Origin of the sequence: Aquitalea sp. FJL05 (assembly GCF_003852595.1) — a bacterium.
In the GTDB taxonomy this organism is placed as follows: Bacteria; Pseudomonadota; Gammaproteobacteria; order Burkholderiales; family Chromobacteriaceae; genus Aquitalea; species Aquitalea aquatilis.
Map to the genome: position 1 here is coordinate 37,141 of NZ_QAJS01000018.1, position 25,028 is coordinate 62,168.

30 protein-coding genes and 6 tRNA genes are annotated in these 25,028 nt (G+C 60.8%); 14 read left to right on the top strand and 22 right to left on the bottom strand.

Features of this window, described 5'->3' with window-relative positions; translation table 11 throughout:
* Positions 1-81 precede the first annotated feature (81 nt).
* The 3 genes from DBR44_RS16665 to DBR44_RS16675 all read right to left on the bottom strand — a co-directional run bounded on the left by DBR44_RS16665 (position 82) and on the right by DBR44_RS16675 (position 2,248).
* Positions 82-678, bottom strand: a complete 597-nt coding sequence (locus DBR44_RS16665; RefSeq protein WP_233578627.1) for an alpha/beta hydrolase — start codon at positions 676-678, stop codon at positions 82-84.
* A 167-nt stretch (positions 679-845) separates the two neighbouring features.
* Positions 846-1,304 (bottom strand): hypothetical protein, encoded by a 459-nt coding sequence (locus DBR44_RS16670; RefSeq protein WP_124645140.1) that lies wholly within the window; start codon positions 1,302-1,304, stop codon positions 846-848.
* 161 nt (positions 1,305-1,465) lie between these two features.
* On the bottom strand, positions 1,466-2,248 hold the full coding sequence (locus tag DBR44_RS16675; protein WP_124645141.1) for an exodeoxyribonuclease III: 783 nt from the start codon (positions 2,246-2,248) through the stop codon (positions 1,466-1,468).
* Positions 2,249-2,324: 76 nt separating this feature from the next.
* Between DBR44_RS16675 and pyrE the strand changes: the two genes are divergently transcribed.
* Entirely contained in the window at positions 2,325-2,972 is a 648-nt protein-coding gene (gene pyrE / locus DBR44_RS16680) for an orotate phosphoribosyltransferase (RefSeq protein WP_124645142.1), read from the top strand.
* A complete protein-coding gene (locus tag DBR44_RS16685; protein ID WP_124645143.1) occupies positions 2,969-3,574 on the top strand; it encodes a DUF4124 domain-containing protein in 606 nt (201 codons plus the stop codon). Before pyrE ends, DBR44_RS16685 begins: the two co-directional genes overlap by 4 nt.
* Positions 3,575-3,589: 15 nt before the next feature.
* Here the strand turns inward: DBR44_RS16685 and DBR44_RS16690 are convergent, their stop codons facing one another.
* The 8 genes from DBR44_RS16690 to cutA all read right to left on the bottom strand — a co-directional run bounded on the left by DBR44_RS16690 (position 3,590) and on the right by cutA (position 5,067).
* Positions 3,590-3,916, bottom strand: a complete 327-nt coding sequence (locus DBR44_RS16690) for a hypothetical protein (RefSeq protein WP_124645144.1) — start codon at positions 3,914-3,916, stop codon at positions 3,590-3,592.
* Positions 3,917-4,047: 131 nt separating this feature from the next.
* Positions 4,048-4,123 (bottom strand) — tRNA-Lys (locus DBR44_RS16695).
* 9 nt (positions 4,124-4,132) lie between these two features.
* A tRNA-Lys gene (locus DBR44_RS16700) sits at positions 4,133-4,208 on the bottom strand.
* Between the two features lie 29 nt (positions 4,209-4,237).
* A tRNA-Lys gene (locus tag DBR44_RS16705) sits at positions 4,238-4,313 on the bottom strand.
* 10 nt (positions 4,314-4,323) lie between these two features.
* Positions 4,324-4,399, bottom strand: a tRNA-Lys gene (locus DBR44_RS16710).
* 30 nt (positions 4,400-4,429) lie between these two features.
* Positions 4,430-4,505 (bottom strand) — tRNA-Lys (locus DBR44_RS16715).
* A 7-nt stretch (positions 4,506-4,512) separates the two neighbouring features.
* Positions 4,513-4,588, bottom strand: a tRNA-Lys gene (locus DBR44_RS16720).
* A 140-nt stretch (positions 4,589-4,728) separates the two neighbouring features.
* Positions 4,729-5,067, bottom strand: coding sequence for a divalent-cation tolerance protein CutA (cutA, locus tag DBR44_RS16725; RefSeq protein ID WP_124645145.1), 339 nt, complete (start codon positions 5,065-5,067; stop codon positions 4,729-4,731).
* Between the two features lie 17 nt (positions 5,068-5,084).
* Between cutA and DBR44_RS16730 the strand changes: the two genes are divergently transcribed.
* The gene (locus DBR44_RS16730) at positions 5,085-5,513 is read left to right on the top strand and encodes an FxsA family protein (RefSeq protein ID WP_124645146.1); all 429 of its coding nucleotides are present in this window, start codon (positions 5,085-5,087) and stop codon (positions 5,511-5,513) included.
* On the opposite strand, the gene DBR44_RS16735 is transcribed toward DBR44_RS16730, so the two are convergent.
* Complete coding sequence (locus tag DBR44_RS16735) at positions 5,507-5,803, bottom strand: DUF167 domain-containing protein (protein WP_124645147.1); 297 nt, start codon at positions 5,801-5,803, stop codon at positions 5,507-5,509. The genes DBR44_RS16730 and DBR44_RS16735 overlap by 7 nt on opposite strands.
* A gap of 106 nt (positions 5,804-5,909) precedes the next feature.
* Between DBR44_RS16735 and DBR44_RS16740 the strand changes: the two genes are divergently transcribed.
* From DBR44_RS16740 to DBR44_RS16760, 5 genes are all read left to right on the top strand, one after another.
* Positions 5,910-6,374, top strand: a complete 465-nt coding sequence (locus DBR44_RS16740; RefSeq protein ID WP_103523069.1) for a Dps family protein — start codon at positions 5,910-5,912, stop codon at positions 6,372-6,374.
* 97 nt (positions 6,375-6,471) lie between these two features.
* Positions 6,472-7,317: an energy transducer TonB gene (locus DBR44_RS16745; protein WP_124645148.1), complete on the top strand. Its 846-nt coding sequence runs from the start codon at positions 6,472-6,474 to the stop codon at positions 7,315-7,317.
* A gap of 24 nt (positions 7,318-7,341) precedes the next feature.
* A complete protein-coding gene (locus DBR44_RS16750; RefSeq protein WP_124645149.1) occupies positions 7,342-7,716 on the top strand; it encodes a VacJ in 375 nt (124 codons plus the stop codon).
* A 30-nt stretch (positions 7,717-7,746) separates the two neighbouring features.
* A complete protein-coding gene (locus DBR44_RS16755) occupies positions 7,747-8,154 on the top strand; it encodes a thioesterase family protein (protein WP_124645150.1) in 408 nt (135 codons plus the stop codon).
* A gap of 57 nt (positions 8,155-8,211) precedes the next feature.
* The gene (locus tag DBR44_RS16760; protein WP_124645151.1) at positions 8,212-8,703 is read left to right on the top strand and encodes a TlpA disulfide reductase family protein; all 492 of its coding nucleotides are present in this window, start codon (positions 8,212-8,214) and stop codon (positions 8,701-8,703) included.
* Positions 8,704-8,764: 61 nt separating this feature from the next.
* Here the strand turns inward: DBR44_RS16760 and DBR44_RS16765 are convergent, their stop codons facing one another.
* The 8 genes from DBR44_RS16765 to def form a co-directional block, all read right to left on the bottom strand.
* Positions 8,765-9,520, bottom strand: coding sequence for a molybdopterin-synthase adenylyltransferase MoeB (locus tag DBR44_RS16765; protein ID WP_124645152.1), 756 nt, complete (start codon positions 9,518-9,520; stop codon positions 8,765-8,767).
* Positions 9,521-9,642: 122 nt separating this feature from the next.
* Entirely contained in the window at positions 9,643-10,911 is a 1,269-nt protein-coding gene (locus tag DBR44_RS16770) for a sigma-54 dependent transcriptional regulator (protein WP_059285445.1), read from the bottom strand.
* Complete coding sequence (locus tag DBR44_RS16775; protein WP_124645153.1) at positions 10,911-13,016, bottom strand: ATP-binding protein; 2,106 nt, start codon at positions 13,014-13,016, stop codon at positions 10,911-10,913. Before DBR44_RS16775 ends, DBR44_RS16770 begins: the two co-directional genes overlap by 1 nt.
* Positions 13,016-13,570, bottom strand: coding sequence for a DUF4390 domain-containing protein (locus DBR44_RS16780; RefSeq protein WP_233578629.1), 555 nt, complete (start codon positions 13,568-13,570; stop codon positions 13,016-13,018). Before DBR44_RS16780 ends, DBR44_RS16775 begins: the two co-directional genes overlap by 1 nt.
* Before the next feature lie 4 nt (positions 13,571-13,574).
* The gene (gene rsmB / locus DBR44_RS16785) at positions 13,575-14,828 is read right to left on the bottom strand and encodes a 16S rRNA (cytosine(967)-C(5))-methyltransferase RsmB (protein ID WP_124645155.1); all 1,254 of its coding nucleotides are present in this window, start codon (positions 14,826-14,828) and stop codon (positions 13,575-13,577) included.
* A 163-nt stretch (positions 14,829-14,991) separates the two neighbouring features.
* Positions 14,992-15,843: a zinc metalloprotease HtpX gene (gene htpX / locus DBR44_RS16790; protein WP_124645156.1), complete on the bottom strand. Its 852-nt coding sequence runs from the start codon at positions 15,841-15,843 to the stop codon at positions 14,992-14,994.
* A 33-nt stretch (positions 15,844-15,876) separates the two neighbouring features.
* Complete coding sequence (fmt, locus tag DBR44_RS16795) at positions 15,877-16,797, bottom strand: methionyl-tRNA formyltransferase (protein ID WP_124645157.1); 921 nt, start codon at positions 16,795-16,797, stop codon at positions 15,877-15,879.
* Positions 16,798-16,884: 87 nt separating this feature from the next.
* Complete coding sequence (gene def / locus DBR44_RS16800; protein WP_124645158.1) at positions 16,885-17,388, bottom strand: peptide deformylase; 504 nt, start codon at positions 17,386-17,388, stop codon at positions 16,885-16,887.
* Between the two features lie 125 nt (positions 17,389-17,513).
* On the opposite strand from def, the gene DBR44_RS16805 reads away from it, so the two are divergent.
* The 5 genes from DBR44_RS16805 to DBR44_RS16825 all read left to right on the top strand — a co-directional run bounded on the left by DBR44_RS16805 (position 17,514) and on the right by DBR44_RS16825 (position 23,272).
* Positions 17,514-18,551, top strand: a complete 1,038-nt coding sequence (locus DBR44_RS16805; protein WP_124645159.1) for a LysM peptidoglycan-binding domain-containing protein — start codon at positions 17,514-17,516, stop codon at positions 18,549-18,551.
* Positions 18,548-19,630 carry a DNA-processing protein DprA gene (dprA, locus tag DBR44_RS16810; protein ID WP_124645160.1) on the top strand — a complete coding sequence of 361 codons (1,083 nt, stop codon included), beginning with the start codon at positions 18,548-18,550 and terminating at the stop codon, positions 19,628-19,630. Before DBR44_RS16805 ends, dprA begins: the two co-directional genes overlap by 4 nt.
* A gap of 41 nt (positions 19,631-19,671) precedes the next feature.
* Entirely contained in the window at positions 19,672-20,130 is a 459-nt protein-coding gene (locus DBR44_RS16815) for a DUF494 family protein (RefSeq protein ID WP_059287381.1), read from the top strand.
* Positions 20,131-20,278: 148 nt separating this feature from the next.
* Positions 20,279-22,576: a type I DNA topoisomerase gene (gene topA, locus DBR44_RS16820; RefSeq protein WP_124645161.1), complete on the top strand. Its 2,298-nt coding sequence runs from the start codon at positions 20,279-20,281 to the stop codon at positions 22,574-22,576.
* Positions 22,577-22,888: 312 nt separating this feature from the next.
* Positions 22,889-23,272 (top strand): hypothetical protein, encoded by a 384-nt coding sequence (locus tag DBR44_RS16825; protein WP_124645162.1) that lies wholly within the window; start codon positions 22,889-22,891, stop codon positions 23,270-23,272.
* A 38-nt stretch (positions 23,273-23,310) separates the two neighbouring features.
* Here DBR44_RS16825 and DBR44_RS16830 read toward each other — a convergent pair whose 3' ends face one another.
* A complete protein-coding gene (locus DBR44_RS16830) occupies positions 23,311-23,682 on the bottom strand; it encodes a DUF1622 domain-containing protein (protein WP_199731087.1) in 372 nt (123 codons plus the stop codon).
* Positions 23,683-23,811: 129 nt separating this feature from the next.
* On the opposite strand from DBR44_RS16830, the gene DBR44_RS16835 reads away from it, so the two are divergent.
* Positions 23,812-24,561, top strand: coding sequence for a hypothetical protein (locus DBR44_RS16835; RefSeq protein WP_124645164.1), 750 nt, complete (start codon positions 23,812-23,814; stop codon positions 24,559-24,561).
* On the opposite strand, the gene DBR44_RS16840 is transcribed toward DBR44_RS16835, so the two are convergent.
* Positions 24,558-24,944 (bottom strand): diacylglycerol kinase, encoded by a 387-nt coding sequence (locus tag DBR44_RS16840; protein ID WP_124645165.1) that lies wholly within the window; start codon positions 24,942-24,944, stop codon positions 24,558-24,560. The two genes, DBR44_RS16835 and DBR44_RS16840, sit on opposite strands and share 4 nt — an antisense overlap.
* Positions 24,945-25,028: the final 84 nt, after the last annotated feature.

The window sequence follows — 25,028 nt, forward strand, 5'->3', positions numbered from 1 at the left end:
ACCCGCTAACAACACCCCCGCAATATAAAAACCGCCGCCCTCGCTAACGAAGGTGGCGGTTTTTTATTGGCCCCTGGCGGCTCAGGCCAGTATGAAACGCTGCAGCAACTGCTGTCCGACAGCCCAGCTGCCCAGCCCGGCATGGCTTCCCATATGACCGGAACAGCCAGCGTCCACCAGTCTGACACCCCACTGCTCTGCCATGGCCTGTGCCGTGGCAAAGTCGCAGAACAGGTCATCCCGGCTGGCCACCATCACCGCTGGCACCGGCAGCGTTCCGCCACTGGCTTGTGCAAAGCCCGAGAATGCCGGCAGCGCCGTGCCCTCCGGCAGCTCGCCACTGGCCCTTGCCCGTGCCTCGGTAATCGGCAAAGCCGGTGGTGCCACCAGCAACACACCCTTGATACGGCGCTGGGTGGCCAGATCAACAGTACGCAGCCACTCCACCGCAGTGTGGCAGCCCAGGCTGTGAGCCGCCAGCACAATACGGCCACCGCTATCCCGTACCAGCGCATCCAGCGCGGCCACCCACTGTTCACGTACCGGATAGAGCCAGTCCTGTTGCTGGACGCGCCGCGCCAGCGGATAGGTCAGCTCCCACAGGGTTTGCCAGTGCTTGTCACCAGAATTGCCCCAGCCCGGTACGGTAATCAGCACCACATCATCATCGTCCAGCATCGCCGCCCTTATGCCTTGCTGATGCCACCTGCCTTGCCATGGCCGCATCATGGTTGATCTGCAACGTAACTGCCGCAGCAGCCACGCAGGCAACAGGCTAAAGCCTTGTGCGCGGGAATGCAAAACCGCCGGTCAAACCGGCGCTTGCTGGGTTGGGCAAGGCCTTATCAGTGGCGGCCCTCACGCTGCTGATCAGGCCAGGGAGCGCCGGGTCGCTCATCACGGTAGCCATGGCCACGGTGGTCTTCACCCTTGTGCCAGCCATTGTCATGTCCATCATGACCACGCGGGTGCTCGCGCTGATAGCGTGGCGCAAACTCCTGCCGGTACCACCGGTCCTGCACAAAATACACGCGGCGGTCACAGGCTTGGTAGCGACGGCAATAACGGTCCCAATGACGAGCGTGTTCTGGCGGAACGCGCAGGTAGACCGGTGGCTGTGCCACCACCACCGGGCTGACAATGAGCGGTTGCGGATACAACAAGGCCGGGGCTGGGTAATTGCCGATATCCAGTTGGCCGTAAAAGCCCGGCTCACCGATATTGACGGAAATGCCAACATTGGCGGCCAATGCCGGCGCCGTGGCACCCAGGCCCAGTAAAAGCAGCAGCAGACGGTTTTTCATGGCATGCATCCTATGAAGTGACGTGTAGGCCAGCAGCCGGCAGGCTTTCCCTGCCGGTGCACGCGCACAAGCGATCACTTCATCCTAGGTGCAACACATCAGCTAGGGTTAACACAATGATTACAATGTGTTGCCAACGCGCTGTGCTCAACACAAATTCATCAAGCTGGCAGCTGCAGTGCGTAGTCGACGATCAACGGCGCGTGGTCGGAGAATTTTTCATCCTTGTACACCGAGGCTGCCTGAGCGACCGCCATCAGCGATGGGGTGACGATGTGATAGTCGATACGCCAGCCCACATCCTTGGCATAGGCCTGGCCGCGATTGCTCCACCAGCTATAGCCAGGCTGCTCGGGATACAGCGTGCGCCACACATCGCACCAGCCCACACGCCCCAGCAGATCACTCATCCAGGCGCGCTCCTCCGGCAGGAAGCCAGAGTTTTTCAGATTGCCCTTCCAGTTTTTCAGGTCGATTTCCTGATGGGCGATATTCCAGTCGCCACAGATGACGATATCGCGGCCGGCCGCTTTCAGTTGCTCCAGATGCGGCATGAACACCGCCAGAAACTGGAACTTCACCTGCTGGCGCTCATCGCTGCTGGAACCCGACGGCAGATAGAGCGAAATCACGCTGAGATTGCCAAAATCCAGCTGCAGGAAACGCCCTTCGGCGTCGATCCAGTCCACGCCCAGCCCCTCGATCACCGCATCCGGCTGATGACGGGTATACACCCCTACGCCGCTGTAACCCTTTTTCTCGGCATAATGAAAATAGCCGGTCATGCCATCCGGTGCGCGCATGCGCTCGCTCAGGTCAGCTGCCTGGGCCTTCAGCTCCTGCACGCAGACAAAATCGGCAGCAATTCCGGCCAACCAGTCGAAAAAACCCTTCTTGTCCGCCGAGCGGACGCCATTGAGGTTGGCTGAAACGATTCGAAGCAATGCAGTCTCCTGTGCTATCCTTGCCGGCAATTTTTCCAGCCGTTCAGATAGTTAACTAGTATCCATGAGGAATGATATGAGCGATTTCCGCCAAGATTTTATCCGTTTTGCACTCGACAAGCAGGTATTGAAATTTGGCGAGTTCATCACCAAGGCCGGGCGCAAATCGCCGTACTTCTTCAACGCCGGCCTGTTCAATGATGGCCTGTCCACCCTGCACCTGTCGCGCTTCTATGCCAAGTCGATCATGGCGAGCGGTCTTGAGTTCGACATGCTGTTCGGACCGGCCTACAAGGGTATCATCCTGGCCGCCGGCGCGACCATGGCCATGGCCGAACAAGGCCGTAACGTGCCTTTTGCCTATAATCGTAAAGAAGCCAAGGATCACGGCGAAGGTGGCAACCTGGTTGGCGCACCGCTGCAAGGCCGCGTGCTGATCATTGACGACGTGATTTCCGCGGGTACCTCGGTGCGCGAATCGGTCGAACTGATCCGTGCAGCCGGTGCCACACCGGCTGGCGTGGCCATCGCACTGGACCGCATGGAACGTGGCAGCGGCGAATTGTCGGCCGTACAGGAAGTGGCTCAGCAATACGGCATGCCGGTGCTGGCCATCGCCACCCTCGAAGACCTGCTGGGCTTCCTTGAGGGCAGCCCGGAGCTGGCGCAACACCTGACGGCAGTACGCGCGTATCGCGCGCAATATGGAGTGAATGAAAAATGACCAAGCACTTGCCTGCCTTGTTAATCGTACTGAGTAGCAGCGTCGCCGTAGCCGATGGCGCGCTGTACAAGTGGGTGGACGAAGCAGGCAAGGTGCATTACAGCGACGCCGCACCGCTGCAAAACCAGAAGCAGGGTGTGGCCGAACTAAACCGGCAGGGCGTGATACGCAAGCCAGCGGAAAGCGAACAGGCGCGCCTCCAGCGTGAAGCCAGCGAAACCCAGCGCAAGCAGGAACAACAACGCCAGCTGGATAGCGCACGCTACGACAAGGGTCTGCTGGAAAGTTACCGCAATGTCGGCGAACTGAAGGCCGACCGGGAAAAACAGCTGAGCATCCTGCAGGCTTCGCTGGATGCCCAGTACTCCAGGTTGAAAGGCCTCAACCTGCAGCTGCGCGACATGCTGAAAGAACAAGACGTCAGCCAGAAACTGCACAGGCCGGCGGCACCGGCCCTGCAGCACAATATCCAGGTCATCCAGCAGGAACAAAAAGGGCTGGGCGCGCTGATCAGCACCAAGCAGGCCGAACTCAACAGCGTACGGCAGAAAATGCAGGAAGACATCAACCGCTACCAGCAGATCAGCCGCAGCGCTCCATAAGCCCTCCGTGCCGTATCAGCCGCCAGCCTCCTTGCGCTGCCATGCGTCCTTCAGTTGCCGGGTATGCTGCTGCAACTGTTCACTGGCCGCACTTTGTGCCGCAGTCGCCGCCGACAGCTCTTCCGCCGCACGCTGTGCCGCCATTTGCGCATCGGCCAGGCGCTGATCCGCCTGCTGCTTGGACGCCTGCGCCTGCGTCAGCCGTGCCTGGGCCTGCTCCTGCAGATTATTTGCTTGCTGATAAGCCATCTGCGCCGCCAGCAGCTGCTCATCCACCGTTTGCGCCAGCACCGGCAGCGCCGTCGCCGCCAGCAACAATACACAACCAAATTGCTTGATCATTGCCTTGCCCTCTCACAGGTATTCTTGACGCTGTCCATTATCCACGCGGATGGCAGGCTTGACGACCACGCTGCGCCGCCACAATGCAAAAAGCCCGGTCTCCATTGGCGACCGGGCTTCTGCATACTGACTGGTGGGTTGTGAGTGGCTCGAACACTCGACCTACGGATTAAGAGTCCGCTGCTCTACCAACTGAGCTAACAACCCGCAAAGCGGTGGTGGGTCGGGCGAGATTCGAACTCGCGACCAACGGATTAAAAGTCCGCTGCTCTACCGGCTGAGCTACCGACCCGATCCTGCAATGAGGTAACAACGATAAACTGGTGGGTTGTGAGTGGCTCGAACACTCGACCTACGGATTAAGAGTCCGCTGCTCTACCAACTGAGCTAACAACCCGCAAAAGCGGTGGTGGGTCGGGCGAGATTCGAACTCGCGACCAACGGATTAAAAGTCCGCTGCTCTACCGGCTGAGCTACCGACCCGATCTTGCTTGACGGCAAAACCGGAAAAACTGGTGGGTTGTGAGTGGCTCGAACACTCGACCTACGGATTAAGAGTCCGCTGCTCTACCAACTGAGCTAACAACCCGAAACTGTGGTGGGTCGGGCGAGATTCGAACTCGCGACCAACGGATTAAAAGTCCGCTGCTCTACCGGCTGAGCTACCGACCCACGAAAGAGTTCGCAACTATAATAAAACCGTCTTTTTCAGTCAAGGCTTTTACCGAAATAATTTGGAAAAACCGGGGCATAGACCCGCATTTCATGCTACACGGCTGGAACCATGGCAAATGGCGACCGGTCCAAATTTTTCATGCGCCCGCATAGTCATCACTTGAAAGCAGCGACTGTGATACCCATGTCAGGTAGGCGGGCAAGCCCTGCGCCACTGGCAATGCGATGATTTCCGGCACATCATAAGGATGCAGCTCGAGCAAACGCTGCTGCAGCCTGGCGTAGCCGGCCGGGATGGTCTTGATCAGCAGGGGAAACTCGCTACTTTCCTGCAGCGCGCCCTCCCAGCAATAAACCGACCTGCAGGCTGGCAGGATATTGACGCAGGCGGCCAAACGCTCCTGTACCAGAACATGCGCAATGTGCGTGGCGGTGTTTTCGTCCGGCACATTGCAGATCACCATCAGACAATTCATACGGATACCTTGATTCGATGCGCGCCATCTTGCTGTTATTGCTGCTTTATCCCTTGCTGGAAATCGCCACACTGGTCACGCTGGCCCATCACCTGGGCGGTGGCGTGGTGTTCCTGCTGGTGCTGGCCAGCAGTCTGCTGGGCATCTGGATGCTGCGCAACCAGAAGCTGGGTGCGCTGCTGACGCTGTCCAGCGTACTGCGCCAGGGCCAGCAGGTTTCGCTCTATTCGCTGCTGTGGCCCCTGCGCTATGCCTTGTCCGGCCTGCTGTTTGCCATTCCTGGCATCCTCAGCGACCTGCTGGCTATACTGCTGCTGCTGCCGTTCAAAGGCCCGGCGCTGAATATGGGGGCAGCTGCGGCTGCCAGCACGCCGGATGATGTCATCGAAGGCGAATTCAGCCGTGTCGACAAACCGGTAGCGGATCAGCAGCAGCGCCTTCACTGAACGCCCAGCAAGGCCAGCACTTCCGGTTCGGACCGCGCCGACTCGATCAGCACCACCTTGTGCCGGCTCTTGTCACCGGCCTGCAAGGTAACAGAGCGCTTGCCAACAGCAAAACAGTCGGCCAGCCAGGATAGCAGTGCAGTATTGGCCTTGCCGTCGACTGGCGGAGCCGCCAGACGGATTTTCAGGCAGTCGCCATGCTCGCCCGCCACCTCGGTTTTTCGTGCGCCGGGCTGGACATGCAAGGTAAGACGCACCGTATGGCCGCTACAGACCAGCCAGGGTTTCATGATGATTTTTCCGCAAAAGGGCAATTCTAGACCAGATTCAGTCGTGCTCAAGCAGTGCTCTGCAGCCTGATCTGGCCAGACTTGCCCATTAACCAGGAGTTTGCATATGGATATCGGTATCAACGAACAAGATCGTCAAGACATCGCCCACGGTCTGTCCCGCCTGCTGGCAGACACCTACACGCTGTATCTGAAAACCCACAATTTTCACTGGAACGTCACCGGGCCGATGTTCAACACCCTGCACCTGATGTTCGAGACGCAATACAACGAACTGTCGCTGGCAGTAGACCTGATCGCCGAACGCATCCGTGCACTGGGCCACTTTGCCCCCGGCAGCTATGCCGACTACGCCAAGCTGACCGCCATTGCCGAAGCCAGCGGCGTACCCAAGGCCGAAGAAATGCTGGCACAGCTGGTCGATGGCCATGAAATCCTCTGTCGCACTGCCCGCAGCATCTTCCCGCTGGCCGAGCGCGCGGCTGACGAGCCGACCGCCGACCTGCTGACCCAGCGCCTGCAAGTGCACGAGAAAACCGCCTGGATGCTGCGCAGCATGCTGGACAAATAAGCTGGCACACCACACGCCGCGCCTAGCGCGGCGTTTTTCTTGGCACATCCCCAGCCATGGTAAACTGCAGCAGTCTTACGGAGGCCGCCAGTTGCCCATGACCGCCAACCTGCGCAAACCCACCAGCACCAACCCTAACGGACCGCTGATCATCATGATCGCAGCGTCCCTGCTGGCCCATGCCTTGCTGCTGGGCAGCAGCGCCATGTCATGGACACCCGGCATCACCCTGCCCGACAGCAACCGTATCAACATCCAACTGGTGCAGGCACCGACACGACAAGCACTACCCACCCTCCGCCAGAGTGAAGACAGCAACCAGGGTCGCGGCAATACCAGCGCCCCCGATCAGTTGGCCAGCCACCGCCGGCCCACGGCCAAGCCCGAGCAGGCAGAGCAGTCAGCCGCCACGCCGCCAGCCAGCAACAACACCAATCTGCTGCACGAAAACCACCGCAAAAAACCGGCGCTGGCCGATGTGACGCCTGCCCAGCACACCGCAAGCGCACCAGTCAGCGCCGCCAAGCTGCTGGGGCAGATTGCCACCCTCGGCAGCGTGCAGCGGGGTGATAGCGACGTAAAAGACAGCACGCTGGAAAGCGGATCTGCCGACGGTGCGGGCGATAGTGCCAACCGCTATGCCTGGGTACGCTACAAGGAAGACTGGCGGCTACGCATGGAACGCATCGGGCAGCAAAACTATCCGGAAGCATTGCGGCAGCAGCATATCTACGGCTCGGTCACCCTCGCGGTCAGCATTCTGCCGGATGGCAGCTTGCAGGACATCAAGGTGGTGCGAAAATCCGGCAATAGCGTGGTGGACGATGCCGCCATCAATCTGGTCACCCGCCACGCCCCATTCGGCCGCTTTCCACCCTCACTGGCCGGCAAGGGCGCCCTGACCATCGTCAAGGCCTTTACCTTTAGCCGGGACAACAATTAGTCGAACCCACGACAAGGAAGCATCATGTTTGAAGTCAACCGCAGCATCGCGCTGATCCGCCCCAAAGCCCCTTTTCTCGACTGGCTGCAGCAATTGCCCGGCGAGCTGGATGGACAACTGGATCTGGACATCCTCACCCGCGACTGCAATGCCCTGCTGATTCCGGCTGCCGACGATTACGCCTCGGCTGCCGACTTCGTCCTGCAGCACTACCGTCTGCTGTTTCAGGCCGAGCTGGCCGACTGGTGCGATGACGAACAACTGTGGCCGGCACAACTGAGCCCGGCCCTGTTTCTGGAGTGGTTTGAAGTAGAAATCCACTCCGTACTCACCGATATGGTCGAGACGCCACTAGAGCGCGAACCATTCGTCCCGCTGGACCTCGACGCCGAGGATTGAGATCCAGCTTTTCACTACAAGGGGAAACACATGTCGCATGAAACACGCATCAAGGTCCGGGGTTATCATCTGGACCTGTACGGCCACGTCAACAACGCCCGCTACCTGGAATTTCTGGAAGAAGCCCGCTGGAGCTTTTTCGAAGACCGTGGCGATCTGCCCTGGTTTTTACAATCCGGGCTGGCACTCGTCGTCGTCAATATCAACATCGACTATCGCTATCCCGCCACCATGGGCGACGAGCTGGCACTGGCCACCTCGGTCAAGAGCATCGGCAGCCGCAGCGCCGTCATGCACCAACGCGTCACCCTGGCCGACAGCGACAAGGTGGTTGCCGAGGCCGATGTTACTTTTGTGGTGTTTGATGCCAAGCAGAACAAGGCAGTGACGCTGGACGGACAATTGAAGGAACTCCTGCAGTCCATGCTGGACCAATAAGCCCGACAGCCCCGCCAGACGGGGCTGCTGTTTATCCCCTTTCCGGATGTAGCAAGCATGAAGAAGGTTCTGATCGCACTACTGGCTGTCGCCGTCATCGGCCTGGTGGCCTATACCCTGCTGTTCGACCGCAATGCGGCACCGCAGGTCAGCTATACCTCGCTGAACGGCCAGCAAGCGGACACCGCCTCACTCAAGGGCAAGGTGGTACTGGTCAATTTCTGGGCTACCAGCTGTTCCGGCTGCGTGGAAGAAATGCCGGAAATCAAGAAGCTGCACCAGCAGTATGGCAGCAAGGGCTTACAAATCATGGCCGTCGCCATGAGCTATGATCCGCCCAATTACGTACAGGCTTTCGTGCAACAGAACCAGCTGCCCTTCTTTGTCGCTCTCGATGGTCAGGGCAGCATTGCCAAGGCTTTCGGCGATATCCAGCTGGCACCGACCACCTTCCTGATCGACAAGCAGGGCAATATTCTCAAGCGCTATGTCGGGGTGATGGATTTCAAGGAAGTACACCAGATACTGAACCAGCAACTGGGTGCGTAATCCCCATCAGCACAAAGCCCCGCCAAAGCGGGGCTTTTGCATGGCAATGACCGTATACACATCAGCCGCCCGCACACACCGGACAGGCCGGATCGCGGCCAAATTTCATCTGGCGGAACTCCCCGCTCAGCGCATCGTACAGAGTCAGTCGCCCCAGCACCGCTTGTCGCCCGGCCAGCAACTTGACCGCCTCCACCGCCTGCATGCTGCCAATCACCCCCACCAGCGGGGACAGCACGCCGAAGGTGGCACAAGGGCCATCCGACGCCTCGCCCTCCTCGGCAAACAGACAGTGATAACAGGGCGAGCCCGCCACGCGCGGGTCGAACACCGCCAGTTGGCCGGCAAAGCGTACCGCAGCTCCCGAGACCAAGGGCACACCGGCCGCCACACTGGCACGGTTAACCGCATGGCGCGTGGCGAAATTGTCGGAACAGTCCAGCAACAGATCGTGCTGTCGCGCTTCTTCCAGCAGACGGTCTGCGCTTAAGCGCTCGGCCAGCGCACGCACCTGAATATCCGGGTTCAGCCCCAGCATGCGGGCACGAGCGGACTCTGCCTTGTTCACCCCCAGCGCCGCCATATCATGTACCACCTGGCGCTGCAGATTGCTCAACTCCACCTGATCATCATCGGCCAGCGTGATCTGACCGACACCCGCACTGGCCAGATACAGCGCCACCGGCGAACCCAGCCCACCAGCACCGATCACCAGCACACGGGACGCAGCCAGCCGCTGCTGGCCTTCGATATCGATTTCCGGCAACAGGATGTGTCGGCTATAGCGCAGCAGGGCTGCATCATTCAGATCTGTCATGGAGTGCAAGCTTAGTGGAAATCAGGGGGACTGCGCCATAGTGCAGACTAGCTAGCCGGCAAAACAAAACGCCAGCACAAGGCCGGCGTTTTATCAGGCTACAGACAGGCTACAGACAGGGCTTACTCTTCTACCACCTTGCGGGCAAACTTGATACCCAGCTGCTTGAGCTTGCGGTACAAGTGGGTCCGTTCCAGCCCCACTTTCTGTGCCACACGGCTCATATTGCCGTTTTCCAGCGAGATGTGGTACTCGAAGTAACGCCGCTCCAGCTGCTCGCGCAATTCGCGTAGCGGCATGTTGAAATCGAAACCCGACTCTTCCACCGGCTTTTCATGGCGGAACTGCGCCAGCACCTTGTTGACTTCCGGTGCGTCGACATCATCGGATTCCGAGGTCAGCGCCAGGCTCTTGATGATGCTGCGCAGCTGCTCCAGATTACCCGGCCAGTCATACTGGCGCAGCGCATTCAGCGCTGCCGTGGTCAGCTTCTTGTTGGGAACCTGCCGCGACTCCACCAGCTCGATCAGGATCTGCTCGGCGATGAAGATGATGTCCTCTGCATGCTCGCGCAGCGGCGGAATCGGCACAATCACGCTCGACAATGCCGTGAGCAGGCGATTATCGCACTCCGGATCAACCAGCAATTCCTGCAGCGGCCGGCTGCAGGAGCACAGCAGGCGCACATTGAAGCGGTCCAGCTTGGACAGCAGGAACAGCAAACCTTGTTGCACACGACGGTTGTACTGGCCGATTTCTGGCAGGAACAACACACCGTTATTGGCTTTCTGCAGCAATTCCAGCGGCGCATCCGCCAGTTGTTCCGGCTTGGCCGGCGTCACCCAGGGCGTATTGCCCTGATGGAAAAAACGTGCCACCAGTTCGAAACCGGACCCTGGTTCGCCAGTCAGCAACACCGGTGATTTGACCTTGGCCACCCGTTCCAGCTGGCGTTTCAGTTCCTGAATCGGTTCGCTGCGTCCCAGCTTGTCCAGATTCAAGGAGGTATTGGCCTGCATATCGCCATACTTCAGCGCGCGCTGCACCGTGGTGAGCAGCTTTTGCAGGGCAATCGGCTTTTCCAGGAAATCGAAGGCGCCGATGCGGGTCGCCTCCACTGCGGTATCGATGCTGGCATGGCCAGACATCATGACTACCGGCATGTTGAGCTGGCCGGACTTGGCCCATTCCTTGAGCAGGGTAACCCCGTCGCAGTCTGGCATCCAGATGTCCAGCAGCACCAGCGCGGGACGCGTCTGGTTGCGCAGCTGTCTGGCTACCTCGGCGTTTTCCGCCAGGGCAACCGTGTATCCCTCATCCTGCAGGATCTCCGAGAGCAGTTCACGTATTCCGATCTCGTCATCAACAATCAATATATCGCTGCTACGCATTAGGCCTCCAGCAATGGCAGGGTGAGAAGAATTCGCGCGCCTTGCTGCTCGCCATTCCCCAATATGACCTGGCCATGGTGTTCCTCCGCTATTTTCTTCACCACCGCCAGTCCCAGCCCCGTTCCCTTGGGCTTGCTGGTCACATAGGGCTCGAACGCGCGTGGCAGGAGCTCGGCAGGAAAGCCCGAACCATTGTCCTGCACGCAGACGGTCGCGTTTCTTCCTTCTTGTCGGCTGCTAATGTGAATCATCGGGATGTCAACGTCAAGGACCGCATCCTGTGCGTTCTGCATCAGGTTGTGCAATACCTGCCGCAGCAGTGCGGCATCCCCCATGATCATCAGCGGCCTGTCTTCCAGTTCAATCTTAACAGCCGGATTGGATTCGTACAGCGTGGCAACCTCCCGTACTACCTGATTGAGATCAAGTTCACTGAGTTTGATGCGTGGTGCGCGCGCATAATCGCGAAACGCATCCACCATATTCTTCAGCGCCGCCACCTGCTTGATGATGGTGTCGGTAGAGCGTTTGAGCATGTCGGCATCTGCCGCCTCCAGTTTGGCGGTCAACTTCATCGCCAAACGCTCGGCCGACAACTGGATAGGGGTGAGCGGATTGCGGATTTCATGCGCCAGCCGCTTGGCCACCTCGCCCCAGGCCGCATCGCGCTGCGCCCGTCCCAGCTCGGTTATATCATCGAACACCACAACATAACCGCTTCCGGAGCGTTCCGGCAAGCGGGCACCGCGCACCAGCAAGCTGCGCGCACCCTGACCGGTGACATAATCCAGCTGGGTTTGCCATTCTTCTTCCAGCTTGTTCTCGCCGTGCTGCAGCATGGTATCCACCAGCGGAATCAGTGCGGGGACCAGCGTTGACCACTGCTTGACCGGATAGGCGACCAGCTCGGCAAAGTCCACCCCCAGGATGCGGCCGGCACTGGTATTGGCGGCACGCAGCTGCCAGCCTTCGTCCAGTGCAATGACACCGGCGGACAGATTGGCCAGTATGCTTTCGAGATAAAGCTTGCCGCTCTCCAGTGCCCGCTGGTTCTGGTTGGCGGTCTGGCGTGCCTCTTCCAGCTGCTGGGTCATGCGGTTGAACAGGGTGGTGAGCATGCCCAGTTCGTCGCGGCGATAGACCGGGTGACGCTTGGAAAAGTCACCCTGGGCCACGGCACGGGTGCCTGCGGCCAGTTCGGACAGCGGTGCGGACAGTCGCTCGGACAGGAACAAGGCAAAAGCCAGGGCCGAAGTCAGCGCCAGCAGGCAGGCCAGCGCCAGGGTCAGCATGTAGAAGGTTTTCAGGCCATCGCGCGACAGCAGCAACTGGTGGTATTCGGCGCGGGCAGTTTCAATCTGCTCGGCATCATGGGCAATGGTCTGCGGTGCGGTCTGCACCACCTGCAACACGCGCCAGTCGCCGTCCAGCGTGCGATACGGCAGCAGCACCTTGAGCGTCAGGCCACCCGTCTCATTTTCGATGCTCTTGCTGCCCTGGCGCAGCTTGAGGCCACGCAAGGTATCGCGGGCGGGCTGCTGCGGCAGCTGGTGGGTATTATTGCTGGCAAAATTCAGCAGCTGCCCCGACTTGTTGAAAATGGCCAGCTCGCGCAAGCCCAGCTGTTCGCGCAGCCGTTCCAGCCGCGAAGGCAACATGCTGCCAGGCAGGCCGTCGATATCATCCAGCACCACGCGGCTTTTGCGGGCGACGTCTTCCAGCACATAGTTGAGTGCGCCCTTGCCCAGCTCCAGGCCACGGTCCAGCGCCGACTCCACCCGGACATCGAACCAGCTTTCAATGCTGCGCGTCAGGAATTGGGCCGAGATGGTAAACACCAGCAAGCCCGGCACCAGCGCCACCACGGCAAACATCATCACCAGGCGCTGGGTCAGCTTGGCCCCGAACACGCGGCCCTTGACCCGCTGGCGCAGGCGCAGCAGCTGGCGGCCCACCACGCCGAGCAGGCCGAGCAGCAACAGGCTGTTCAGGCCAAACACCCACCAGTAGTACTCGGCCAGCTTGGAGGCATTGCCGGTGGCTACCGCCAGCAGGTAAAGCATGATGGCGCCGAACGTTGCCAGAGCAATGGCTGCGTAACGCATCAGCTGCCATCTTTCATGCTGATGGCCGTCCAGTTGGAAGACAGACTCCACTCCCCCGAGCCCAGGGCATTGATCTGGAATGGCTTGGGCAGCTCACTGATGTCCAGCACCAGCCGCACCCGGCCAGCGACACTGCCGGCGCTGCGCGGATCGAGCGCACCGCTTTGCAAGACGCGCCAGTCCTGAATCGAGCCGAGCGCGCCCATGGCTTCAGCCAGGGTGCGGTAATAATTGGAAAAACTGCCGATGGTAATGCGGTAACGACTGGTCAGTGGCTGGTAGGACAGCTTGAAAGCCAGGCTGGCATGCGGCTCGAACCATTCTTTCAGGTTGAGATAGTAAGCGGTACTGCGCGGCCGGGTGAGTTCGAATTCCAGCCGGAAAGTCAGGACCACGCCCTGCCCCAGGGCATCGCTCAGGCCACTGGACAGTTTGGTCTGAAAGCGGGTACTGAGCGACAGCTGGCCATCCTGGGTCAGCTCGGCATCGGCGCGGCGCGCAAGAATGCCATCGGCCTGCGCCGTGTTGACGGCACAGACCAGTAGCCATAACACCAGGCTAATGTTTCGCAAGCAGCGCGTAATAGAAACCGTCATGACGCTCACAGGGCAACAGTTGTTGCTGATTCAGGCATTCGGCATCGGAATGACGCGCCAGGAATGCGGCCAGCTGCTGCTGATTTTCTTCCGGAAAAATCGAGCACGTAGCGTAAAGCATTTTGCCCCCGGAGGCGAGTAGCCCCCATAGCGTGTCAACCATCACTGCCTGCTGGCGCGCCAGCGCGGCAAAATCGCCGGGGCGACGCAGCCACTTGATGTCCGGATGACGGCGCACCACCCCAGATGCCGAGCAGGGCACGTCGGCCAGAATGCGGTCAAACGGCTGGCCATCCCACCAGTCGGCGCTGCGGCCGGCATCCGCGGCCTGCAGGCTGGCACTCAGCCCGCAGCGCTGCAGATTGTCGGCCACCCGCTCCAGTCGCTGGGCATCGATGTCCAGCGCAGTCAGTTGCAGATCGGCCAGCTCCAGCATATGGCAGGTTTTGCCGCCGGGAGCGGCACAGGCATCCAGTACCCGCTGTCCGGGCTGCAAGTCGAGCAGCACGGCAGCCTGCTGCGCGCCCCAGTCCTGTACCGAGACCACGCCTTCGGCAAAACCCGGCAGTTCACGCACATTGACCGGCTTTTCCAGCTGGATGCCGCAGATATCATCCAACGCGCTTGCGGCCATGCCCAAAGCTTCCAGCTGCGCCAGGTAGCCGGCCACCGTACTCTTGCGCGCATTGACACGCAGCGTCATCGGCGGATGGCTGTTATTCCACTCCAGCACCGAAGACCATTGCTGCGGATAAGCCTGCTGCACAGCCTTGATCCACCAGCGCGGATGATTGGTGGCTGCTTCCAGATCCTTGTCCGCCAGGCGCAGCATTTCTTCGCGCTGACGCAGGAAATTGCGCAACACGCCGTTGACCAGGGCTTTGAATTTGCCGCGCGCCAAGCGCTCGGACAGTTTGACCGCCTCGTTGACGATGGCGTAATCGGCGGCACGGGTATACACCAGCTGATAAAGCGCTACCAGCAGCACCCGTTCCAGCTGTGGTTCCGGCAGGGCTTTGGGGACCAGCCGCCGCAGCCAGAAGCGCAGACGCGCCAGCTGGCGCAGGCTGCCGTAGCAGATGTCCTGCAAGGCGGCGCGCTCTTGCGGCGTCAGTTCACTGCCCTGGCGCTGGGCTTGGGCCAGGGCCTCGGTCAGGGTATGGCCGGATTCCACCTGGCCCAGCACGTCGGCGGCCAGTTGCTGTATGCGATGCATGTCAAAACCTTAAATGGCAAACGGCGAGGACTGCGTTCTCGCCGTTGATAACGGCCGGCTCGCATCTGGCGGCACCGGCCCGTGGGTCTCTGCCCGCGCCGGAAACCAAGCAGTCTTGCTTGATCCGGCGGCAACAGATCCTTGCTAGAGGCGCATGATACGTTCAGCCCACGCCGCGCGCCATAGCATGCAAGCGGGCAATGCGCTCCTCGGTATGCGGATGGGTGCGGAACAGCTCGCCCATGCTCAGACCGGAGAGCGGGTTGATGATCATCATCTGCGCGGTTTCCGGGTGCGCCTGCGCCGTGGGCATGGCAATACCTTGAGCGTAGTACTCGATCTTCTGCAGCGCTGCAGCCAATGCCAGCGGATCAGCAGAAATCTCGGCACCGCCACGGTCGGCTTCAAATTCGCGCGCCCGGGAAATGGCCATCTGGATGACGCTGGCGGCCAGCGGGGCCAGCAGCGCCACCAGGATGCCGGCCAGCGGATTGACCGGTCGGCCGTTTTCGTCCCGCCCGCCAAAGAACATGGCGAAGCTGGCCAGTGCCGACACCGCGCCGGCCATGGTGGCCGACAGGGTGGAGATCAGCGTGTCACGGTGGCGCACGTGGGCCAGTTCGTGCGCCATCACGCCACGCAGTTCGCGGTAGTCCAGCATGCGCATGATGCCGCTGGTAGCTGCCACGGCGGCGTGTTCCGGGTCGCGCCCGGTGGCAAAGGCATTGGGCTGGTCTTCATGGATGACGTAGACCCGGGGCATGGGCAGGCCAGCACGCTGCGCCAGCTCGGCCACCATCCCGTAAAATTCAGGAGCGGTGCGGGCATCCACTTCCTGCGCGTTGTACATGCGCAACACCATCTGGTCGGAATTCCAGTAGGCAAACAGATTCATCCCGCCAGCAAACAGCAAGGCCAGCAACAGGCCGCTCTTGCCGCCCACCATGGCACCGATGATGCCGAGGAAGGCCACGAAGGCGGCCATCAGCATGGCCGTCTTGATCAGATTATTCACGCTAGCCTCCTTTGCTCTGGCCTGTTGTGACGCTCAGCCGCCCAGACGGGTTCCCGCCAGCGCGGCACGGCCGGCAGCAAAATCACGCGCACTCAGGCGCTTGCCACCCGCTGCTTGCAACTGGCTGAGTACCACCAGCCCGTCCCCACTGCCCACCACCACGCCCTCGGCATCGGCACACAGCACGACTCCGGCTTCGCCCTGGCCGACAATGGCATGGGCAAACCACAGTTTGAGCGGCTCGCCGTCCAGCTTGGTAAACGCGCCCGGAGCCGGGTTGTAGGCCCGAATGGCACGGGCAATGGTGTCGGCCGGCAGCGACCAGTCCACCTCGGCCTCAGCCTTGGTCAGCTTGTGGGCGTAGTTCACGCCCTCTTCCGGCTGCGGCTGTGCCTGCAGGCTGTCCAGTTGCGCCAGCGTGCTGACAATGGCTTCGGCACCACATACGGCCAGCTTGTCGTGCAGGCTGGCGGCGGTGTCATCGGCAGCAATGGCCAGCGGATGGATGGACAGCATGTCACCGGTATCCAGCCCCACATCCATCTGCATGATGGTGATGCCGGTTTCGCTGTCGCCGGCCAGGATGGCGCGCTGTATCGGCGCGGCACCACGCCAGCGCGGCAACAGTGAGGCGTGGATATTGAGGCAGCCGCGCGGCGGGATGTCCAGCACCGCCTTGGGCAGCAGCAGGCCATAGGCGGCCACCACCATCAGCTCTGCGCCGATATCCTGCAGCATGGCCTGGGCTTCTGCCGTCTTGAGGGAAACCGGCTGCTCCACCCGCAAGCCATGTTCCAGTGCGACCTGCTTCACCGGGCTGGGCTTGAGTTTCATGCCACGCCCCGCCGGGCGGTCCGGCTGGGTCAGCACCAGGGCAATTTCATGCCCGGCAGCCAACAGGGCTTTGAGCGCTGCGGCGGCGAATTCCGGCGTACCGGCAAAAATCAGTTTCATCGTGAACCTGAAAAAACAAGAGACAGGGCTGACCGTGTCTCGGGTGTGGGATAAGCAGGCCGGCCGCTGTCACGACCGGCCACGGGCTTACATATTCTGCTTTTCGCGCTTTTTCATCTTGGTGCGAATCCGGCCCTGCTTGAGCTCGGACAGGTATTCAACGAATACCTTGCCATCCAGATGGTCGATTTCGTGCTGGATGCAGATGGCCAGCAAGCCGTCGGCCTCCAGCTCGAACACCTTGCCGGTGGCATCCTGGGCACGCACCTTGACGCGTTCGGCACGGGTCACCTTGTCGTAGATGCCGGGTACCGACAGGCAGCCCTCTTCGTACACGGTTTCGCCTTCTTTTTCGGTAATGACCGGATTGATGAAGACGCGACGCTCGTTATGTTCTTCGGAAATGTCCATCACCACCAGCCGCTGGTGGTAGTCCACCTGGGTCGCGGCCAGGCCGATGCCCTTGGCCTCGTACATGGTGTCAAACATATTGTCGATATGGGTCTGCAGGGCAGCGTCAAAAGTCTCGACCGGCGTGGCCACGGTATGCAGACGCGCATCCGGATAATGCAGAATGTTCAGCAGCGCCATCGGTTTTCTTGCTCCAAGTTGTCGTAATGCCATCAGCACGTCGATAATAGACGGGTCTGACGCATGCTCGTTTGTCAAAGGAGCGCTCGCGGGCGCTCGTTACACTCAATATTGGGGCACTTTTCATGCGTAAAAGTATTATATCGCTTGCTTTGGCTCTGGGACTGGCTCTCCCGGCATTTTCCGACACGCTCACCATCAAGCCCGGCGCACCTGAGCGCTATACCGTGAGCAAGGGCGATACCTTGTGGGGCATTTCGGGTCGCTACCTCAAGAGCCCATGGAAATGGCCCAGCTTGTGGCAGATGAACAAGCGCGACATCAAGAACCCGCACTGGATCTACCCCGGCGACGTACTGGTACTGAGCTATGTCAACGGCCAGCCGCGGCTGTCGCTGGAAAAAGGTGGCCAGGGCGAACTCCGGCTGTCACCGCAAATACGCATGTCCGACGTGGGCAAGGCGATTCCCAGCATTCCGGCCAAGGCCATCGAGCCCTTCCTCAGCCGTCCGCTGGTGGTCAATGAAGAAGAATTCAGCCTGGCACCCAGGCTGATTGCCGGACCGGAACAACGGCTGGCCTTCGGCACCGGCGACCGCGTCTATGCCAATGGCGTCGGCGAAGTGGGCAACTGGCAGGCCTACCGCGCCGGCAAGGCACTGATCGACCCCGACACCAAGGAAAACCTCGGCTACGAAGTGATGTACGGTGGCGACGTGGTGGTGGACAAGCTGGGTGAGGATGTACAAAGCATGCACATCACCAGCGTGGCTGGTGAAATCCTGGTGGGCGACCGCCTGATCAAAGCTCCGAAAGACCAGTTTGTCAGCTACGTACCGCACAGCCCGGACAGCGACATCCGCGGCCAGATCATCTCGATCTACGATGGCGTGGATGGCGCCGCACAGTATTCCAATATAGTGATCAACCGGGGCCGGCGCGAACAGGTCGAAGCCGGCGACGTGCTCAGCATCTACAAGAACGGCAAGCCGGTTTCCATCATCACTGCCGACGGTCAGAAAAAGTCGGTCATGCTGCCAGGCCAGACCATCGGCAAGATTTTCATCTACCGGGTGTTTGACAAGGTGTCGTACGGGCTGGTGCTGGAAAGCACCGACGCGGCCAGCGTCGGTGATGTCGTGGCCGCACCGGAAAGCGAATGAGCGAGTCCTCCGGCGACTGGCTGCTGCTGGCACTGACACCGGGCATTGGCCCGGCCGGCTTTCTCAAGCTGATCGCCAGCTTTGGTTCGGCCAGCCATGCCGTGGCTGCCGGGCAGTCACAAACCACGCCGCTGATCGGCCAGCAGGCGGCCATGGCCCTGCGCGAGCGGGTGGCGCAGCCGGACGTTGACGCCGCGCTGGCCTGGGCCGAAGGCGAGCAGTGCAGCCTGCTCAGCCTGCAGGATGACGACTATCCACAAGCGCTGGCAGAAACCGCATCGCCACCGCCGCTGCTGTTTGCTCGCGGTCGTCGGGAATTACTGCAACAGCCCATGCTGGCCATGGTGGGCAGCCGCAGCGCCACGCCGCCGGGCAAGCAGATCGCCAGCGACTTTGCCCAGCGTCTGGCTGAGCACGGCTACACCATCGTCAGCGGACTGGCCAGCGGCATCGACGCCGCGGCACACCAGGGTGCGCTGGCCGCGGCAGGCTCCACCATCGCGGTGATCGGCACCGGCATCGATCGGGTATATCCCGCCAGCAACCGTGCACTGGCACACCAGATTGGCAGTGCCGGGCTGATCCTGTCTGAATTCCCGCTGGGTGCCGGTCCGCTGGCCGGCCACTTCCCGCGCCGCAACCGCATCATTGCCGGCCTTTCCCGCGGCTGCCTGGTGGTGGAGGCCAATATCAACTCCGGCTCGCTGATTACCGCCAGGCTCGCGGCCGAAAGCGGGCGCGAAGTCATGGCCGTGCCTGGCTCGATCAACAATCCGCAGGCACGTGGCTGCCACCGGTTGCTGAAGGATGGCGCCCGGCTGGTGGAGTCGGTGGAAGACGTGCTGGAAGAAGTGGGCCGGCTGAGCCGCAGCGCGCCGGCAGCCCCTGTTCGCGCAGCAGATCCGGCACCGGCGGCAGAGCAGATTCTCACCCTGATGGGCTTCGACCCGGTCAGCAGCGAGTGGCTGGCGCAGCAACTCGGGTTGACGCAAGGGGAGGTTTACGCGATGCTGCTCGAGCTGGAGCTTGCCGGCAAGCTCACCAGCCTGCCTGGCGGGCAGGTCCAGCGACTGGTCTGATTCAGACTGGATTCTGTAGCAGCTCATTTGAAGAAGACCTGATGTTTGACGTTCTCACTTATTTGTTCGAGCAATACCGTGACCCGGATGCCTTTGGTGACCGCGGCACACTGATGCGCCAGTTGGAAGCCGCCGGCTTCGAAGACGAGGAAATCAACGACGCGCTGGACTGGCTGGACAATGTCGCCAATATGGTGGAAGGCCTGTATGCCAGCGCGGACGACGCCTCGGGCATGCGCATTTATGCCGATGCCGAGCAGGAACGCCTGCCAACCGAGGTGCGCGGCCTGATCCAGTTTCTGGAAGACCACGGCGCGCTGTCGCCCTCGCAGCGCGAAATGGTGATTGACCGCCTGTTTGAATTGCCGGACGACGATATCAATGTCGGCTCGGCCAAACTGGTGGCACTGATGGTGTTGTGGGCGCAAAAGGCAGAACTGCCCATCCTGCTGGGCGAAGAATTGCTGGACGCCATTCATGGCGAACCCACCATGCAATGACTTGTCAGCGCCGGTGCGACGGGCTTAACATCCCGCCTCGCCTGACGAGACTGCACGGAATTTTGCACAAGAGCGCCACACGCGCTCTTGTTTGATAGATAGAACCGCTATCAGCCGGAGCTCCTCCGGTACACACTGAAACGAAAACATGCCCTCCAGCCTCTTGATCGTTGAGTCGCCATCCAAGGCAAAAACGCTGAAGAAATACCTGGGACCGGACTTCGAAGTCCTGGCTTCCTACGGTCACGTGCGCGATCTGGTACCGAAAAACGGTGCGGTAGACCCGGAAAAGGGGTTTGCCATGAAGTACCAGCTGATCGCCCGCAACAGCAAACATGTAGACGCCATCGTCAAGGCGGTGGCCGAGGTGGACCATGTCTACCTGGCCACTGACCCGGACCGCGAAGGTGAAGCCATTTCCTGGCATCTGGTGCAGATCCTCAACAGCAAAAAGCTGTTGAAGGGCAAAACCGCCCAGCGCGTGGTGTTCCACGAAATCACCAAGAACGCGGTACTGGAAGCCATCGGCAACCCGCGCGAAGTCGCCCAGGATCTGGTCGATGCCCAACAGGCACGCCGCGCCCTGGATTATCTGGTGGGTTTCAATCTGTCGCCGCTGCTGTGGAAGAAAATCCGCCGCGGCCTGTCGGCAGGTCGGGTACAAAGCCCGGCACTGCGCCTGATCTGCGAACGCGAGAACGAGATCAAGGCCTTTGTGCAGCAGGAATACTGGTCGGTGCATCTGGACAGCCACAAGGGCAGAACCAAGTTCTCGGCCAAGCTGACCACACTGGCCGGCCAGAAGCTGGATCAGTTCGCCATTCCGGGTGATGCCGAACACGCCGACATCCTGGCGCGTCTGCAAAACCAGCCAGCCACGGTCACCACCATCGAGAAGAAAAAGAAATCGCGCAGCCCGGCTGCCCCTTTCACGACCTCGACGCTGCAACAGGAAGCCGTACGCAAGCTGGGCATGACCACCGACCGCACCATGCGGACCGCGCAGCAGCTGTATGAAGGTATCGACATCGGCCAGGGCACGGTCGGTCTGATCACCTATATGCGTACCGACTCGGTGGCACTGGCCAATGAAGCCGTGGAAGAAATCCGCAGCTATATCAGTGACACCTTCAACAACGACTTTCTGCCCAAGAACGCCGTTGCCTACAAGAACAAGTCCAAGAATGCCCAGGAGGCGCATGAGGCGATTCGCCCCACCTCCATCCTGCGCACACCGGACTCGGTCAAGCCCTTCCTGACCACCGACCAGTTCAAGCTGTACGACATGGTGTGGAAGCGTACCCTGGCCTGCCAGATGGCACCGGCCAAGTTCGACACCACCAGCGTGGACATCACCATGGGCGAGGGCATCTTCCGTGCCAGCGGCCAGGTGCAGACCTTTGCCGGCTTCCTCGCCGTGTACGAGGAAGACGTGGATGATGCCGAGGACGAAGACAACGCCAAGCTGCCGCTACTGGAAGAAGGCGACAGCCTGCCGGTGGACAAGCTGTATGGCGAGCAGCACTTCACCCAGCCGCCGCCGCGCTTCTCCGAAGCCAGTCTGGTGAAGGCGCTGGAAGAATTCGGCATCGGCCGTCCTTCCACCTACGCCAGCATCATCTCCACGCTGAAAGACCGCGAATACGTCATCCTCGACAAGAAGCGCTTCCAGCCCACCGACACCGGCGACATCGTCAACAAATTCCTGACTGAGCATTTCAGTCAGTACGTGGACTACAACTTCACCGCCAAGCTGGAAAACCAGCTGGATGATATCGCCAGTGGCCAGCGTGAGTGGGTGCCGGTGATGGACAGCTTCTGGAAGGGTTTTTCCAAGCAGCTGGCGGAAAAGGAGAGCATTTCCCGCGCAGAAGTCACCACCGAAAGCCTGGACGAAGCCTGCCCGAAATGCAGCAAGCCCTTGTCCATCAAGTTTGGCAAGCGCGGCCGCTTCATCGCCTGCACCGGCTACCCGGACTGCGACTACACCCGCAATATGGGTGAAACCGCCGAACAGGCCGCCGAAGAGGCCGAAGCACCGACAGTGATCGAAGGCCGGGTCTGCCCGGACTGCGGTGGCGAACTGCACATCAAGAAGGGCCGTTACGGCAAGTTCATCGGTTGCGCCAATTACCCCAAGTGCAAACACATCGAGCCGCTGGAAAAGCCACGCGACACCGGTGTGGAATGCCCGGAATGCAAGACCGGCCACCTGATTGAGCGCAAGAGCCGCTACGGCAAGCTGTTCTACAGCTGCAATACCTATCCCAAGTGCAAGTACGCCACCTGGAACCCGCCGGTAGCCGAGCCCTGCCCCAAGTGCAACTGGCCTATCCTCACGATCAAGACCACCAAGCGTCGCGGTACCGAGAAAGTCTGCCCGCAGAAGGAATGTGGCTACAGTGAGGTGATTGCGCCGCCGGAAGCCAAGCCGGCAGAAGAGTAAAGCGCAGAGCGCTGCAGCACACCATGACGCCACCTTCGGGTGGCGTTGTTTTTTTGTCAGGCCGGTACAATACAGGTGGCTATTGCAGCTACGCCAGCAGCATTCACAACACTCTGTTTTTATTGCTTAATTTCAGGAAAATACTCATATAATTACAGACATGCGCTGCACCATCTTCCGACAAAACTGCCGGATTAATTGTGCCAGTGACGCAGCTTCCCGCGACGGAGCCATACCTACCCGCACAACGCCGCCTCCGGCCAGGCGGCGTTTGCCATTTGCAGGCCACAAGCCCAGGCAATGAACCCGATCATGAAAACACACAGCAGCTTCTTTTTTACCGGCTCCACCATTCTCACCCTGTTCGGCCTGCTCAGCGGCCACTGGCTGATGCTGCCGCTTGCCTTCCTGCTAGCCTTCTGCGGCATGGTGGCCGCCGACCGCGAACAACTGGCCGACATGGACGTGCAAACGGCGGCCATGCTGCTGGTGCTGCCCAGCCAGCACCCCCTGCTGCCGCTCGACCACTTCCATGGCAATGACTTGCTGTTTTATCAGGCCGGCAGCCCGGTCTACCGGATACTGCAAGCCAACGGGGCCAGCTGGGAGCTGGTGGGGGAATATGGCAAGGTCGAAGACGCCAGCGGCTGCATCCGGGTTTATCCCGGCTACCTGTACCGGCGCCAGGCACGCTGAAGACTGCTGAGCAAACTGGTAGTGCCAGCACAGAGCCGTCAGCTCTGCGGTGGCTGATCGGCCTGCTCGGTATCGCGAATTTCCTGGGCGAGGAAAAAATTGAGCGCTGTACGCAGTACGGCAATGGCGGCCAGCTTGCCGATCTGGTCCCAGCTAGGGGCTACTGCGGTAGACAGGATGTCGGCCGCCAGCTGCAATTCCAGCGCCAGCGCCAGAAAACGGGCAAAGCTCAGCCGCACCGCGTTGTATTGCATCATCCCCGGCTGGAAGCAGCGCTGCAGGTAACGCACGCCAGCAAACAGCACACCCACGCCTATCACCAGCGCACCACAGGCTTCGACCGCCAGTTTCAGCCACAGCACCAGATTGAGCACCAGTTCTTCCACGCCAGAATCTGCCGGTGACAGCATATGCATCCTCTCGATTGACATGACAGGGGCCGACCAGCATACACGCAAGCACGCCGGCAGGCAGCCCGACAAGGCGGGCCATGCCATTCACATGCTATGCTGAGCCGGCTGTTGTTACCGGTCCACTGCATGCTGCTGCTCAAACTGACCCTGATCCCCACCTTGTTGTACTTGCTGTCGCTGGTGGCACGTTACCGCGGCCCCGGCTTCGCCGGCTGGCTGTCCGGCCTGCCCATCGTCGCCGGCCCCATTCTGTGGCTGCTGGCGCACGAGCAGGGCAAGGCCTTTGCTGCCATGGCCGCCATGCAAGCCATCGCAGCCATTGCGGCATCCGAAGTGTTCAACCTGATCTATGCCCGCACCGCCAGTCGCCAACACTGGCCAGTGGCGCTGGCTGCGGCCCTGAGTGGCTGGCTGCTGGCCGCGCTGCTATTGCAGCAACTGACGCCCTCGCTCCTGCTGGCGTTGGGTATCGCGGCACTCAGCGTCAGTGGCAATTACGTCTTGCTGCCACGGCCACCCAAACCAGCGCTGGACAGCAGCAGCCCCGACCGGCTGTGGCTGCGCATGCTGGCCGCTGCCGTGCTGACGCTGGGGGTGAGTACGGCAGCGCACCGGCTGGGGCCTGCCTGGAGCGGCGTATTGGCGGTATTTCCACTGCTGGGGGTGGTGATGACGGCATCGATCCAGCAGGCACAGGGGCCTGCTGCGGTGCAGACCCTGCTACGCGGCATGCTGCTGGGGCGCTTTTCCTTTGCTGCATTCTGCCTGACGCTGGTACTGCTGCTGCCGCGACTGGAAAGCCATAGCGCCTTCCTGCTGGCCAGCCTGCTATCACTGCTGGCGCAGTCTCTGTCGCGCTGCGGCTTGCGGCGTTAGCGCCCGAACAACACCAGCAGCCATACCGCTGCCAGATTGATCAAGCCCAGCAGCTGGGCGGCGCTGCCCATGTCCTTGGCACGCTTGGCCAGCGGGTGGCGCTCCAGCGAGGTGTGATCGACCGCAGCTTCAATGGCGGAATTGAGCAATTCGATGATGAGGGTGGCCAGCGAGCTGGCCACCAGCATGGCCCGTGCCAGCGGACTGGCCGGCACCAGGAACAGCGCACAGGGAATCAGGATGCAGGCCAGCAAGGCCAGCTGGCGAAAGGCATCCTCGTGGCGACAGGCCGCCTTGATGCCGTCCAGCGAGTAACCGAAGGCGTTGATCAGCCGGCGGACGCCGGTCTTGCCCTTGAACGGGCTTTCCTCATGCTTGCTCATGTCAGATCCAGTGATTGCGCGGATGGCGGGTGGCATTGTGCCGGCCCGGCGAGCGGCATGTTAAGCGCTACCGGCCAGCCGGGC